The organism is Candidatus Krumholzibacteriota bacterium (assembly GCA_016931295.1).
Classification (GTDB): Bacteria; Krumholzibacteriota; Krumholzibacteriia; order Krumholzibacteriales; family Krumholzibacteriaceae; genus JAFGEZ01.
In genome coordinates this window covers 75,500-89,637 of sequence record JAFGEZ010000001.1, presented here as the reverse complement: position 1 = coordinate 89,637, position 14,138 = coordinate 75,500, and the positions used below count along the sequence as shown (strand labels likewise).

The following is a 14,138-nucleotide window of genomic DNA, read 5'->3' as shown; positions in this document are numbered from 1 at the left end:
CGACGCCCGCCGGGCGGGGCCGGGATCCGCTACATCTTTTCCGGTGCGGACACGCCGAGGAGCCGGAGCGACTCGGCGAGGACGATCCGCGTCGCCTCGGCGAGGAGCAGCCGCGCGCCGCTGCGCCCGGTATCCCCGGAGACGATCCTGCAGACATGGTAGAAGCGATGGAATCCCGCGGCGAGATCGCGCGCGTAGCCGGTGAGCCGATGGGGCTCCCCGGCCTCGGCCGCCCCCTCGACGACCTGCGGGAAGGTGACGACGCGCCGCATGAGATCGATCTCCTCCGGCTCCCCGAGCTTCGAGACGCAGCTCTCGTCCTCGGGGATGTCGACGCCCTGCTCGCGCGCGTACGCGATGACGCTCGAGATCCGGGCGTGGGCGTACTGGACGTAGTAGACGGGATTCTCCTCCGACTGCTCCCGGGCCAGCGTCAGGTTGAAATCGAGATGCGCGTTCGTCTTGCGCATCAAAAAGAAGAATTTCGCCGCGTCCACCCCGACGTCCTCGACGAGATCGCGCAGGGTGACGAACTCGCCGGCGCGCTTGGACATGCTCACCTGCTTGCCGTCCTCGAGAAGGCGCACCCACTGCACGATCATCACGTCGAGCCAGCCGGGCGGCGCGCCGAATTCGAGGGCGGCCGCGGCGAGGCGCGCGATGTAGCCGTGGTGATCGGGACCGAGGATGTCGATGACGCGGTCGAAGCCGCGGTCGAACTTGTCGCGGTGATACGCCGCGTCGGCGAGGAAGTACGTCGGCGTGCCGTCGCTCCGGACGAGCACGCGGTCCTTCTCGTCGCCGTGGACGGAGGAGCGGAACCACACGGCGCCGTCCTCTTCGTAGGCCGATCCGTTTTCGCGGTAGATCGCGAGGGCCGTATCGAGCGCGCCGGCCTCGTGCAGCCGCGACTCGCGGTAGAAGACGTCGAACCGGACGCCGAAGCGTTCGAGATCCTCCTTGATCCGTTCGACGAGCCGATCGAGCGCGACCCCGCCGAACCGTCCGGCCGCCTCGGCTTCGTCGAGCCCGAGCCAGGCGCGCCCCTCGTCGAGGGGGATTTCCGCGGCGATGTCGACGAGGTAGGAACCGGGGTAGCCGTCCTCGGGGAAATCGACCGTCTCCCCGAGTTTCTCGCGGAAACGGGCGAGCACGGACCGGCCGAGCTTCTCGACCTGCGCGCCCGCGTCGTTGACGTAGTACTCCGCCTCGACCTCCCACCCCGCCTTGCGCAGGATGTTGACGAGGGCCGACCCGACGGCGGCCGCCCGCGCCGAGACGATGACGAGCGGCCCGGTGGGATTCGCCGAGATGTACTCCACCTGGATCCGCCTGCCGCCCCCCGCGTTTGAATCGCCGTAGGCGGCGCCGAGGCGGTTGATTTGCACGATCTCGCGACGGAGGAATTCCGGCGACCACGAGAGGTTGATGAACCCCGGACCGGCGATCTCCACGCGGTCGACGAGCGAGGAATCGAACCGCAGGCCGCCGACGATCTCGGCGGCCACCTCGCGCGGGTTCCGCCGGAGCGGCCGCGCGAGGGTCAGGGCGACGTTGCAGCTCAGGTCGCCGTGGGAGGAATCGTTCGGCTGCTCGAGCATGATCCCCCCGGGAGCCTCGACTCCCATGTCGGCGAGGACCCGCGCGATCTCGGCGCGGACGAGGGCCCGCATCGACCGGGGAGCGTGTTCTCCTTCATGCGCCATCGTCGAATTCCTCCCGCGGTGCGTCGCCCCAGAGCCGCTCGAGCCCGTAGAATTCCCTCACTTCCGACCTGAAGACGTGCAGTACGACGCAGAAGCAGTCGATGAGGATCCACCGCCCCGCCTCGTAGCCCTCGACGCGATGCTCGATCCCCGCCCCGTCGAGATACCCGGCGACGGCGTCCGCGACGACGCGCGCCTGGATGTCGCTGTCGACCGAGCAGATGAGGAAATAGTCGGTGAAGCTCGCCAGCTTCTTCAGGTTGAGAAGGACGATGTCGTCGGCCTTCTTGTTCCACGCCAGCTTGATGATCCGCCGGGCGAGCTGTTTCGGCTGCAACGTCGTCACGTAGACCAGACCCCCTTGATTGCCGCTCCGCACGACGGGCAGAGACCGCCGGGCGGAACGGGCCCCGTGGCGTATCCGCGCCGTTCGACGACGACCGCGCCGCAGGACGGACAGTACGTGTCTCCCGCGCCCTCCACGTGGATGTTTCCGATGTAGACATGGTCGAGATGCCGCTTCGCGATCGCGTAGGCCGCCTCGAGACGCTTTGGAGGCGTCGGCGGGCGATCGGTCATCCGGTAGACCGGGAAGAAGCGGGAGAAGTGGACCGGGATCTCCCGCGAGACGCCGGCCACCCAGGCGGCGAGCGCCTCGATCTGCCCGTCTCCGTCGTTCAGCCCGGGCACGAGCAGGTTGGTCACCTCGACATGCGAGACCGCGGCGGCGATCTCGATGAACCGCTTCACCGGCTCGACCGCCCCGCCGCACATCTCGCCGTAGAACCCGTCATCCATGCTCTTCAGGTCGATATTGAACGCGTCGACGAGGGGCGCCAGCTCGCGCGCGGGCTCCTCCTCGAGATACCCGTTCGTCACGAGCACCGTCTTGAGACCCGCGTCGCGGAGAAGCGGCGCGGCGTCGAGGAGATATTCGAACCAGAGCAGCGGCTCGGTATAGGTGAAGGCGACGCCCACCGATCCGTCCCGCCCGGCCAGCTCCACCAGGTCGGCCGGCTCGATCAGGCTCGTCGGCGACTTTTCCTGCGAGATCGACCAGTTCTGGCAGTTCCGGCAGGCGAGCGTGCAGCCGTTCGGGCCGATCGAGAGAATCCGGCTTCCCGGGAGGAAATGGTAGAGGGGTTTCTTCTCGATCGGATCGATCGCGGCCGTCACCGTGCGCCCCCAGGAGCGGGCGAGAAGGACGCCCCCGCGATTCTCGCGCAGGCGGCACCGCCCCCTCCCCCCGTCGGGGATGCGGCAACGGTTCGGACAGAGGCGGCAGACGACGGCGCCGTCCCCGGTTTGCTCGTAGTATCGTGCTTTCTTCGGTTCCATCGTCCCCTCGCCTCCCCGCCCGTTCACCGGCAGTACGGCTCGACCCGGCCGACGACGTAATCGGCGGCCATGCCGAGCGCGTCCCGCGAGGGGGAAGGCGTGAGGTCGAGCAGGAACGCCTTCGCTTCCTTCCCCAGGTCGCGCGCGCGGCCTATCGCGTATTCGATCCCGCCGTACTCGCGCACGAACGAGACGACCTCGTCCCAGTGCTTTCCGCGATCGAAGCCACACCTGAAGAGTCCGCCGACCCGCTCGCGCGCGGCCGCCGGCGCGTTGCCCAGCGAGGTGAGCAGCGGCAAGGTGACGCGGCCGTCGCCGAAATCCGAGGCGGTCGGCTTGCCGATCCCCTCGTCCACGGCGAGGTAGTCGAAGAGATCGTCGGTGATCTGGAAGGCGAGGCCGAGACGGTTGCCGAAGCCCGACAGACTCTTCCTGCTGCCGTTGCAGCTCCCCGACAGGACGGCCCCGCACTCGCAGGCCGCCGAGAAGAGCGAGGCGGTCTTGCGGAAGATGAGCTCCATGTACCGCTCCTCGTTCACGGTGATGTCGTGGCGGAGCTGGTACTGGACGATCTCGCCGACGCTCATCTCGTGCGTCACCGCCGAGAGGATCCCGAGCAGCTCGTGGCGCCCCATCTCCGCGAGGAGCGAGAACGCCTTCGAATACAGGAGATCCCCCATCAGCGTCGAGAGCTTCGGGCCCCACGAGGCGTAGACCGTAAGGCTGCCGCGGCGGGTCTCGTGGTCGTCGAGAACGTCGTCATGGAGCAGGGAGGCGGTGTGCACCAGCTCGATCGCCGCGCCGGCGTCGACCGCGTGCTCGCTCGCCCCGCCGTCGCTCTTCGCCGCGAGGAAGAGCATCGCCGGGCGGATGCGCTTGCCGGGCGAGGCGGCGATCTGCTCGCAGATGCGTCCGATCATCGGCGTGTCGGAATCGATCAGGCACGAGAGGCGTTCCTCGAGCCGGTCGAGCTCCCGCCGGATCGGGCTTCGGAACCCCTGGAGCGCGCGGATGTCTTCGCCGTTCATCTCTTCCAGTCGGGACGGAGGCCCACTAGCCGGGAGCGGCCGCGAATCGGGCCGCGTCCCGCGTCTGCCGGGAAACCGATTCAAGGTACCACCGGGAGCCGGCGCTGTCAAGTTCGCCGCCGCGCCGCCGGTCTTCTATCGCCTTGCTCCACTTCACATTTCATCGGCCTGCCCGCCGTCCGCGTCCGCCGCCGCCTCGGCCCTCTCGCGCCGGCGCTCGATGAGGAGGGCCAGGAGAGCGCTCCCGAGGAAGAGAGCGACGAGCGGCAATGCCATCAGGAGCTGCGAAACCGGATCGGGTGGGGTGAGGAGCGCCCCCACGACGAAGATGGCGATGATCGCCCAGCGCCACTGGCGAAGCAGCGCGCGGGCCGAGACGGCGCCCATCTGCACGAGGAACAGGATCACGATCGGCAGCTGGAAGACAATGCCGAACGCGAAGCAGAGACGCGCGACGAAGCCGAAGTAGGCGCCGATCGAGATGAGCGGCAGTAGCGACTCGGTACCGAACTTGAGCAGGAAGGCGAGCACGACCGGGATGAGCACCCAGTAGGCGAAGACGACGCCGACGTAGAAGAGCGCCGTGGAGGCGACGACGAGCGGCACGACGAAGCGGCGCTCGCGCGAGAAGAGCCCGGGCGCGACGAAAAACCAGACGCGGAAGAGGATGTACGGGAAGGCCGCGAGAAAGCCCAGGACGAAGCTGAGCTTGAGCCGGGTCATGAAGGCCTCGACCGGCGCGTGGAAGTAGAGGCTGTCCAGCGGCAGGCCGGCGAGGAGGAAATCGAGGATGTGCCGGGAGAGGAACCACAAAACGATCGAGGCGGCGACCCAGGAGACGAGGCAGGCGATCAGGGCGGAGCGGAGTTCCTCGAGGTGGTCGAGGAACCCCATCTCCGGCAGTTTCTCCGTGTCTCCGTCATGCCGTCCGGCCACTGCCCCCGCTCTCTATTTCCGGAGCTTCATCTCGGTCCACGTGAAGAGGACGATCTCGTGCTCCGCGCCGTCGTCGCCCGTCATCGCGCCCTTGAACTCCGACTCGGACTTCGACTCGACGACCCAGCCGCCCTCGATCGCGAGGTAGACCTTCGTCTTGCCCTTGTTCTCGCCGGTCATCCGCCCCTGTTCGGTCTCGCGGTCGATGGCGACCGTCGATTCTATCTCGATGAAGGCGACGTCGATCCCGTTCTTCTTCTGGACCTTCTTGAAGGTGTAGACGCTCGTGCCCGTATAGACGGGCGTTTCCTCGGCATCGGCCGGCACGTCGTCGCCGTTGCCGTCGCGCCGGATGACGACCTCCCACGAATCGCCCACCGTCTTCGGCTCCGCGGGAAGGGGGACGAACACGGCGCGGGCGTATGGCCGGAGCTGGCCGGGCGACCGCATGCCGGGGATGTTTCCCCCCGGCTTGATGTCGACGAGTTCGCCGTCGGCGCCGACGGTGGCGATGATCGACTTGCCCTCGAGCTGCAGGGGAGGCGCCCAGTCCTGCATGTCGTCGTCGATCATCCGGTAGCTCTTGAGCTCCGGGCAGGCGATCTCGATCACGAATGCGCCATCGGCGTTCACCTCGCGGAGCGTCGCCTCGATCCGGTAGTTCTGGTTGGTCGTGATGCTCATCCCCGACCAGTTCGTCTCCTCGGAGAGACCGAGATCGTAGGTGATCGTCTGTTCCTCGGGAAACGCGAAGATGAAGGAGACCGGTGCGTCGTCCTTCGCCGCGATCGAATCCGGCGCCGCGAGACAGGCGAGAAAAGCCAGGAGAATCGGGCCGGTCAGGCCGGCCGGGGTTCTGCGGGTATGCATCCTACCTCCTTCTTCGTGTTGACACGACACATCACCCGACATGAAATATACGCGCCGTGCCGATACCGGGAAAGGGATTAACGACGCCCGACCTTCCCGTCACCGCTTCAGGGACGATTCGACCCAGTACGTGACCGCCCGATCCCGCTCTTCCGTGTGTCCCGAATAGAGTTCGATCGTCTCCTCTCCCTCTACGGCGAATTCGCTCTCCAGCGACACGAGGTAGCCGCCTTCCAGGGCGATCCAGACCTTCGCATCGCCCGATCCCTCCGCGACGAAGATGCCGTCCTCCGTTGGGCGGTGAATCTTTACCTTCGTGCGCAGCCGGAGCCGAGCGCAGGGAACACCCTCCTTCTCCTCCATCTTCTTCAACTCGTAGTCCACGCCGCCGGCGAGTATCGGCGGCGGCGCATCCTCGCCGCTCCCATCGGCGGGCGCATCCTCCCTCAACTCCACGCGCCACCGGTCTCCCACGGCCCGGATCGAGTCCGGAAGCCGGATGAACAGCGCGTCCATGTACTTCCGGAGATCCGTCTCGTCATACATGCCCGGCACCCTGCGTTCCGTCCGGACGTCACCGACGATCATTTCGGGAGTGACGTCGACGACCAGGACGGCCCCGTCGAGATCGACCGGGGGACGCCAGTCGCCAATGTCGTCGCCCACCGTCATGCCGGCGTCCGCGCCGGTGAACTCGAGCGAGAGCGTGGTCAGGCCCTCATCCGTCATTCCGGTCGAGACCAGCGTCACGTCGTACGATTCGATCTTGCTCACCGACGTGCCTTCGACCACGACGTCTTCCGTCAGGGAAATTTCGTAGGACAGGGCGACGCCCACGGCGGGCTCGAAACGGAGCAGTACCTGTTCCCGGGGCTCACCGACGCTTCCGGCTGAGAGCACGAGCAGAAGAGACACGACAAGACCAGTGCGGACCATGCCTGTACCTCCTTGGTACGGATTCGGACGACACGGGCAGCGTACGAGCGGACGATCGCCGGGCGCAAGCGGAAATGCAGGCCGGCAGGACCTGCCTTCACTCCTTTCCCCCGAGGAGGTTGCGCAGCTCCTCGAGGAACTGGGTGACGTCCTTGAAATCGCGGTAGACGGAGGCGAACCGGACGTAGGCGACCTGGTCGATGTCAGCGAGCCGCTTCATCACCTCGTTGCCGATCTCCGTGGTGGGGATCTCGTCGCGGACCCGCTGGGAAACGGTCTTCTCGACCTCGTCGACGAGACGCTCGAGCGTCTCCATCGGGACGGGGCGCTTCTCGCAGGCGCGCCTGAGCCCGGCGAGTATCTTGTCGCGCATGTAGTGCTCCCGGCGACCGTCCTTCTTGACGACCATCACGGGGCGGTGCTCGACGTATTCGTAGGTGGTGAAGCGGTGGCCGCAGGCCAGGCATTCCCGGCGGCGGCGGACGGCGGAGTTCTCCTTCGTCGACCGCGAGTCGACGACCTTGTCCTCCTCGTGACCGCAGGAGGGACAGCGCATCGCGGACCTCCCGTCCGGCTAGCCGTTTTCGCCGGCGTCTGCCCGGCCGAAGAATTCGGTCTCGATTCCCGCCTCGCAAACGAGCTCCTCGCCGAGGGGGTCGGGGTATCGCTCGCCGAGGACGAGCCGCGTGATGCCGGCGTTGATGATCATCTTCGTGCACGTCGAGCAGGGAGCGGTCGTGCAGTACATCGTCGTTCCCTCGAGGCTCCGGCCGCTGCCGGCCGCCTGGATGATCGCGTTCTGCTCGGCGTGGGCGCCGCGGCAGAGCTCGTGCCGCTCCCCCGACGGGATCCCCATCTCCTCGCGCATGCAGCCGACCTCGAGGCAGTGCCTGATTCCCCGGGGCGCGCCGTTGTACCCCGTCGAGACGATGCGCTTGTCCCTGACGATGATCGCGCCGACCTTCCGCCGGAGGCAGGTGCTCCGCTCCGCCACGAGGCGCGTGATCTTCATGAAGTATTCGTCCCAGCTCGGTCGCGTCTGAACCGTCACCTCGGGGAGCCTCCTCACACGTACAGGGGAAAGCGGGAGGCGAGGTCGGCCGCCCGCTCGCGGACCAGGGCGGCGACGGTCTCGTTCTCGATGTCGTCGAGAACCTCGATCATCATCGCCCCGATCTCCTCCATCTCGGCCTCGCCCATCCCCCGCGTCGTCAGGGCCGGCGTGCCGACACGGATCCCCGACGTGACGAAGGGCGACTGCTCGTCGAAGGGCACCGTGTTCTTGTTGACGGTCATCCCGGCCTTCTCGAGCGCCTTCTCGGCCGCCTTGCCGGTGAGTTTCTTCGCCGAGAGATCGACGAGGAAGAGGTGGTTGTCCGTGCCGCCGCTCACGATGTCGTAGCCGCCCGCCATGAGGACGGCGCAGAGCTTCTTGGCGTTGGCCACGGTCCGCGCCTGGTAGGCCTTGAACTCGTCTGTCGCCGCCTCCCTGAAGCAGACGGCCTTGGCGGCGATCACGTGCATGAAGGGGCCGCCCTGGTTGCCGGGGAAGTTCGCCTTGTCGATCTGCTTCGCGTACTTCTCGGGGCAGAGGATGATGCCGCCGCGCGGCCCGCGGAGCGTCTTGTGCGTCGTCGAGGTGACGACGTCGGCCCAGGGCACGGGGCTCGGATGGACCCCGGCGGCGATGAGGCCGGCGATGTGCGCGATGTCGACCATGAGGATCGCGCCGACGGCGTCGCAGATCGCGCGGAGCCGTTCCCAGTCCCAGAAGCGCGGATAGGCGCTCGCGCCGGCGACGAAGATCTTCGGCTTCACCTCCCGCGCCTGCTTCTCGATCGCGTCGTAGTCGAGGGTCTTCGTTTCGCGGTCGACCTCGTAGTGGACGACGTTGTAGTACATGCCGGAGAAGTTCACCGGGTGGCCGTGGGAGAGATGGCCCCCGTGCGAGAGGCTCAGCCCCATGATCGTGTCGCCCGGCTTGATGAAGGCGAGATAGGTGGTGATGTTGGCCTGCGTCCCGGAGTGGGGCTGGACGTTGGCGTGCTCGGCGCCGAAGAGCTCCCTGCAGCGGTCGCGCGCGAGGATCTCGGCCCGGTCGACGAACTCGCAGCCGCCGTAGTAGCGCTTGCGGGGATATCCCTCGGCGTACTTGTTCTGCATGGGATTCGAGAGCGCGGCGAGGACCGCCTTGCTCGCGAAGTTTTCGCTCGCGATCATCTCGAGCTGGCCGCGCTGGCGCGCCAGTTCGCCCCGGATCGCGTCCATGATCTCGGGATCGGCCTGCTCGAGGTACGGGAAGAGATTCTCGCTGAACATCGCTTGGCCTCTCTTTTCTTTCGATTGTCCGTTATCGTGCCGCACGCCGCCGCCCGGCGCTTCCCCATGAAACCCGTCCGGCCGCGGCCGCGTCAAGGGCTATTCCCCGCCGCGCTTCTCGTAGTCGGCGATCAGTTTGACGCGCCGCGCGTGCCGTCCTCCCTCGAAGGGCGTGTCGAGCCACGTGTCGACGAGCTCGCCGACGGCCGGGTCGTCCATCTGCGCTTCCGAGAGGGCGAGAACGTTGGAATCGTTGTGGCGCCTCGTCATGACGGCGTCCTCGACGGTCCGGCAGAGGGCGGCGCGCACGCCGCGCACCTTGTTCGCGGCGATCGACACGCCGATGCCGCTGCCGCAGACAACGATCCCACGCTCCGCCTCGCCCGAGGCGACCTTCTCGCCGACGGCGACGGCGTAAACCGGGTAATCGGCCGGTCGCGTGCCGTCCGTGCCCACGTCGATCATCTCGTGCCCGGCGGCGCCGAGCGTTTCGACGAGTCGCTGTTTCAGGGGATACCCGCGATGGTCGGATCCTATCGCGATCTTCACGCGCCCTCACTTCCCGGCGCGCGGCCGGCGCGCGGCCGGACGCGGCGCCTCCCCCGGTGCCGGTGCGGCGGCGGGCGGGCCGGGGGACCCGCCCGTCGTGTCGCGGATCGGTGCGACGGCTACTCGACGATCGTCAACCAGCCGTAGATGTCGTCGGTCTCGGCGTTCAGGTACTGGAAGAACCGGTCCTGGAGCATCTTCGTGACGGGACCGCGCTTGCCCTCGCCGATCTGGATCTTGTCGACCGAACGGATCGGCGAGATCTCGGCCGCCGTGCCGGTGAAGAAGATCTCGTCGGCGATGTAGAGCTGCTCGCGCGGAACGAGCTGTTCGACGACGTCGATGCCGAGCTCGTCGGCGATCGTGATGACCGAGTCGCGCGTGATGCCCGGCAGCACGCTCGCGCCCAGCGGCGGCGTGTAGATGACGCCGTCCTGGAGGAGGAAGATGTTCTCGCCGCTGCCCTCGCTCACGTAGCCGTTGACGTCGAGCGCGATGCCCTCGACGTAGCCGTTCTTGATGGCTTCCATCTTGATGAGCTGCGAGTTCATGTAGTTGGCGCCCGTCTTGGCGAGGGCGGGCAGGGTGTTCGGCGCGATGCGATCCCACGTGGAGACGCAGACGTCCACGCCCTGCTCGAGGGCCTCGGGGCCGAGATACTTGCCCCATTCCCAGACGACGATGAATGCGTTGATCGGGTTGTTGAAGGGATTGACGCCGAGCTCGTTGTAGCCGCGGTAGACGACCGGACGGATGTAGCACGCCTCCATCCCGTTGATCTTGATCGTCTCGAGACAGGCAGCCATGAAATCCGCCTGCGGCAGCTCGGGCTCCATCCGGTACATCTTCGCCGAATTGTAGAGCCGCTTGACATGGGGCTCGAGCCGGAAGACGGCCGGACCCTTCTTCGTCTTGTAGCAGCGGATCCCCTCGAACACGCACGTGCCGTAATGGACGACATGCGCGCAGACGTGGATCTTCGCGTCGTCCCAGTCGACGAACGTTCCGTCCATCCAGATCTTCTCGGACTTCTTCAGCGGCATCGCATCTCTCCTCGTGCTGTGTGTGAACGAACGGGGCGACCGCGCGCGCACACGCCCCGAAGGACCTCACTCCGCGTTCATTATACGGTTCCACACCGGCGCGGGCAACCCGAAAATTCGTTTTCCGCCGGTAAATCCAGCATATCTAAATTCCGGGCGTCGGCGGCGGTGCGGCCGGCGCACCTTGCTTCATAACTCATTATCGATATTGAACCTGTCCCGCAGGATGGCCGTCAGCCCGGCGACGAGGGCGTCGATCTCGTCGCGGGAACGGCGATACGCGTCGAGGTCGCCCCCGATCGGGTCGGCGACATCGGTTTCGGCGCGCGCCTCGTCGAGCGCGCCGAGGAGGATGACCTTGCCGGCGGCCCCGGGCGCGAGCCGGAGGATCGCCTCGCGATGGCGGACGGCGAGGGCGACGACGAGATCCGCCCCGTCGACGAGCGCGCGGGTGAGGAGACGCGCCCGGTGCCCGGACAGGTCGATCCCGCGCTCGCCGAGCGCCCGGACGGCGAGGCCGGCCGCCTCCGCGCCGTCGCCGGCCGCGATCCCGGCCGAGGAGACGGACACGCGGCCGCCGCGCCCGTCGGCGAGCCGTGCGCGCAAAAGCGCCTCGGCCATCGGGCTGCGGCAGGTATTCCCCGTGCAGACGAACAGGATCCGTATCATCGAGCCCCCTTTGCCGGCGACGCAGCCGGCGCCGCCCCACGATAGCGGCCCCCTCGGCCGGCTGTCAAGCGCCCCGGCGGAATCGTCTTGTTTCGCTCGCCGGCGGCATCGTATCATACCGTCACGCCGCCGGCCGGGCGGCGACGACCGATGACCGCGACGAAAGGACACGGCATGGCGACATTCAAGAACGTCGATGCGCGCTCGATCGAGGCGAGCCCGGTGACCGCGGAGGGAGCGCGGGACGTGACGATCCGCTGGCTGATCGCCGCGGAGGACGGCGCCGAGCGCTTCCACATGCGCCTCTTCGAGATCGCGCCGGGAGGCCGGACGCCGCGGCACGCGCACGACTGGGAACACGAGGTCTACGTACTCGAGGGGACGGGGACGCTCCTCTTCGAGGGGGCAAAGCACCCGATCGCGCCCGGGCGGGTCGTCTTCGTGCCGGGCGGCAGCGAGCACTCGTTCATGAATACGGGCGACGCCGTTCTGGCCTTCCTCTGCCTCGTCCCGGCCGACTGAGGCGAGTTGGCGGCCCGGACGGCGGCTTCGCGGAAAGAGCAGGCCGCCGGAAAACGCGGCGAAACGGCGGGGGACTCCGGAACCCGTTGACGGGGCTATGCTTAATTGACATCTCCCGTCCGAATGATTACATTTCCAGTGCAGCGGCCATGCAGGTGACAGGTCAGAAGACAGGAGAACCGATGAAACGATACGCCCCGATCGTCGCCGCGTTCGTCCTCGCGGTCTTCGCCGCCCAGTGCCTGGCGGCGCCCCCCCTCTTCAAGAAGAAGAAGTACTTCGGCCCCATCCCCAACAACGCCTTCTCGGTCAGCGTCGGATTCCTCGACGGGCCGGACGCCGAGAAGCTGATGCAGCATCTCGACACGTGGGCGACGCTGCGGGCCGGTTTCGAGACGTACGAATCCTGGGAGAACTCGCCCTTCTTCCGCCTCGGCTACGAGCGCCGCGTCTCGCCCAACCACGTGATCCGGATGAGCGGCACCTTCTCCTATCTCGGCCTCGATTCCTACGGCGAGTACCTCAACCAGGTCACGCAGGCCGACACCTCGGCCGTCATCCCCCTCGAGGTGGACCGCACGCTCAAGGCGTACCTCTTCTCGATCGAGATCGGGTTCCTCTACTACTTCATGGAGCCGCAGGTGCGCACCTTCTCCCCGTACGCCGGCGGCGGATTCGCCGGGGTGATCCCCATCGTGAAACTCGACACGGAGAGCACGTCCGACGGCCGGCCCTACGAGAACGACGCGGAGAACATCGAGAAGACCTCCTTCCAGGCGGGACTGCACGGCGAGTTCGGCATGGTCTACTACATGTCCAACAAGTGGTCCGCCTCTCTCGAGGGACGGTACCAGATGGCCCAGAGCAGGATCAGCCATCACGTCGGACTGGGCGGAGGCAATTTCGACCTGGACTACGCCGGGTTCAGTCTCGGCCTGACCGCGAACTACCACTTCTGATGGAAACGACCGAAGTCGACGTCGCCGTCATCGGCGCCGGTCCCGCCGGCTCGCGTCTCGCGCGGCGGACCGCCGACGGCGGTCGCCGCGTGCTCCTTCTCGAGAAGCGCTCCCGCGTGGGCTATCCCGTGCGCTGCGCCGAGGCCGTCGGGCCGCGCAGCGAGGTGGAACGCTACCTCGACCTCGACGACTCCATCGTCTGCTCTCCCATCGACGGCGTCCTGATCGTCGCGCCAAACGGACGGACCCTCCGGTCGCGCACGCCCGGCGTCGGTCTCGTCGTCGACCGCGAACGCTTCGATCTCCGGCTCGCCGAACACGCCGTCGCAGCGGGGGTTGAACTGCGCACCGGCCACCAGGCGATGCGCCTTCTCGTCGAAAAGGGGCGCGTCGCCGGGCTCGTCGTCCGCGATCTCGGCGCCGGACGCGACTACGAGGTGCGCGCCCGCGTGACGGCGGGGGCCGACGGCGTCGAGGCCCTTTCCCCGCAATGGGCAAAACTCAAGGGGCCCTTCAGGCCGGAGGAGGTCTTCTCCTGCGCGCAGGAACTCGTCGAGGGGATCGACGTCGGCGAACGGATGATCGAATTCCACCTCGGCCGCGAAATCGCCCCCGGCGGCTACGCGTGGGTCTTTCCCAAGGGCGACCGGCTGGCGAACGTCGGCGTGGGAATCGATCCGCTTCTCGCAGGCGGACAGACCGCCGCCTCCTTCCTCGAGGTCTTCCTCTCGCGGCGCTGCCCCGACGCCGCCCGGATGCGACGGATCGTCGGCGGGTGCGCCGTGGCGCGGGGGCTCTCCTCGCTCGCGACCGACGGGTACCTCGTCGTCGGCGAGGCGGGACACCAGAACAACCCCTTTTCCGGCGGGGGGATCGTCAACGCCCTCGAGGGCGCCGACATGGCCGCCGATGCGATCCTGGCCGCCGGGCCCGGCGCGGCGACGGCGAAGGCGCTGGCGGGATACACCCGGCGCTGGAAGCGCACGGTCGGCGCGTCCAACGAGCGCTTCTGGCTGGCCGCGAGGATCTTCTACGCGCTCGACGACGACGAGGCCGACGCGATCATCGGCCGCGTCGCGTCCTTTCCGGGCGTCTTCCACCGCGGCGGCGTCCGCCCCGCGCTGATGGTCGCGGCGATCGTCATCGCCCGGCCGGCGCTCCTCGCGCGGCTCGCGCGCCTCTGCCGCCGGCGGCCCCGGCGCTGAAGGGTTCGATATGATTGCGCGGAGAACCGAAACCGGGTATAATGGAATCTCCGCCGGG

16 protein-coding genes are annotated in these 14,138 nt (G+C 67.6%); 3 read left to right on the top strand and 13 right to left on the bottom strand.

What is annotated here, in order from left to right:
• Positions 1–29 precede the first annotated feature (29 nt).
• The 13 genes from JW876_00345 to JW876_00285 form a co-directional block, all read right to left on the bottom strand.
• The gene (locus JW876_00345; protein ID MBN1883953.1) at positions 30–1,706 is read right to left on the bottom strand and encodes an arginine--tRNA ligase; all 1,677 of its coding nucleotides are present in this window, start codon (positions 1,704–1,706) and stop codon (positions 30–32) included.
• Positions 1,696–2,052, bottom strand: coding sequence for a ribosome silencing factor (rsfS, locus tag JW876_00340; GenBank protein MBN1883952.1), 357 nt, complete (start codon positions 2,050–2,052; stop codon positions 1,696–1,698). The genes JW876_00345 and rsfS overlap by 11 nt, the downstream gene beginning before the upstream one ends.
• Positions 2,049–3,044, bottom strand: coding sequence for an AmmeMemoRadiSam system radical SAM enzyme (amrS, locus tag JW876_00335; protein ID MBN1883951.1), 996 nt, complete (start codon positions 3,042–3,044; stop codon positions 2,049–2,051). The genes rsfS and amrS overlap by 4 nt, the downstream gene beginning before the upstream one ends.
• Before the next feature lie 23 nt (positions 3,045–3,067).
• Positions 3,068–4,072 carry a polyprenyl synthetase family protein gene (locus JW876_00330; protein ID MBN1883950.1) on the bottom strand — a complete coding sequence of 335 codons (1,005 nt, stop codon included), beginning with the start codon at positions 4,070–4,072 and terminating at the stop codon, positions 3,068–3,070.
• A gap of 153 nt (positions 4,073–4,225) precedes the next feature.
• The gene (tatC, locus tag JW876_00325) at positions 4,226–5,008 is read right to left on the bottom strand and encodes a twin-arginine translocase subunit TatC (protein MBN1883949.1); all 783 of its coding nucleotides are present in this window, start codon (positions 5,006–5,008) and stop codon (positions 4,226–4,228) included.
• Positions 5,009–5,020: 12 nt separating this feature from the next.
• Positions 5,021–5,878 (bottom strand): hypothetical protein, encoded by an 858-nt coding sequence (locus tag JW876_00320; protein MBN1883948.1) that lies wholly within the window; start codon positions 5,876–5,878, stop codon positions 5,021–5,023.
• A gap of 99 nt (positions 5,879–5,977) precedes the next feature.
• Positions 5,978–6,814 (bottom strand): hypothetical protein, encoded by an 837-nt coding sequence (locus JW876_00315; protein MBN1883947.1) that lies wholly within the window; start codon positions 6,812–6,814, stop codon positions 5,978–5,980.
• Positions 6,815–6,911: 97 nt separating this feature from the next.
• Complete coding sequence (gene nrdR / locus JW876_00310; protein MBN1883946.1) at positions 6,912–7,370, bottom strand: transcriptional repressor NrdR; 459 nt, start codon at positions 7,368–7,370, stop codon at positions 6,912–6,914.
• Positions 7,371–7,388: 18 nt separating this feature from the next.
• Positions 7,389–7,826, bottom strand: coding sequence for a cytidine/deoxycytidylate deaminase family protein (locus tag JW876_00305; GenBank protein MBN1883945.1), 438 nt, complete (start codon positions 7,824–7,826; stop codon positions 7,389–7,391).
• A 53-nt stretch (positions 7,827–7,879) separates the two neighbouring features.
• Positions 7,880–9,133: a serine hydroxymethyltransferase gene (locus tag JW876_00300; protein ID MBN1883944.1), complete on the bottom strand. Its 1,254-nt coding sequence runs from the start codon at positions 9,131–9,133 to the stop codon at positions 7,880–7,882.
• A 99-nt stretch (positions 9,134–9,232) separates the two neighbouring features.
• On the bottom strand, positions 9,233–9,682 hold the full coding sequence (rpiB, locus tag JW876_00295; GenBank protein MBN1883943.1) for a ribose 5-phosphate isomerase B: 450 nt from the start codon (positions 9,680–9,682) through the stop codon (positions 9,233–9,235).
• A gap of 119 nt (positions 9,683–9,801) precedes the next feature.
• Positions 9,802–10,725: a branched-chain amino acid transaminase gene (locus JW876_00290; protein MBN1883942.1), complete on the bottom strand. Its 924-nt coding sequence runs from the start codon at positions 10,723–10,725 to the stop codon at positions 9,802–9,804.
• Between the two features lie 189 nt (positions 10,726–10,914).
• Entirely contained in the window at positions 10,915–11,394 is a 480-nt protein-coding gene (locus JW876_00285) for a low molecular weight protein arginine phosphatase (protein MBN1883941.1), read from the bottom strand.
• A gap of 174 nt (positions 11,395–11,568) precedes the next feature.
• On the opposite strand from JW876_00285, the gene JW876_00280 reads away from it, so the two are divergent.
• The 3 genes from JW876_00280 (at position 11,569) to JW876_00270 (ending at position 14,080) form a co-directional block, all read left to right on the top strand.
• On the top strand, positions 11,569–11,916 hold the full coding sequence (locus JW876_00280; GenBank protein MBN1883940.1) for a cupin domain-containing protein: 348 nt from the start codon (positions 11,569–11,571) through the stop codon (positions 11,914–11,916).
• 182 nt (positions 11,917–12,098) lie between these two features.
• Entirely contained in the window at positions 12,099–12,875 is a 777-nt protein-coding gene (locus JW876_00275) for an outer membrane beta-barrel protein (protein MBN1883939.1), read from the top strand.
• Positions 12,875–14,080 carry an NAD(P)/FAD-dependent oxidoreductase gene (locus JW876_00270; GenBank protein ID MBN1883938.1) on the top strand — a complete coding sequence of 402 codons (1,206 nt, stop codon included), beginning with the start codon at positions 12,875–12,877 and terminating at the stop codon, positions 14,078–14,080. The genes JW876_00275 and JW876_00270 overlap by 1 nt, the downstream gene beginning before the upstream one ends.
• The last annotated feature ends 58 nt before the right edge of the window (positions 14,081–14,138 follow it).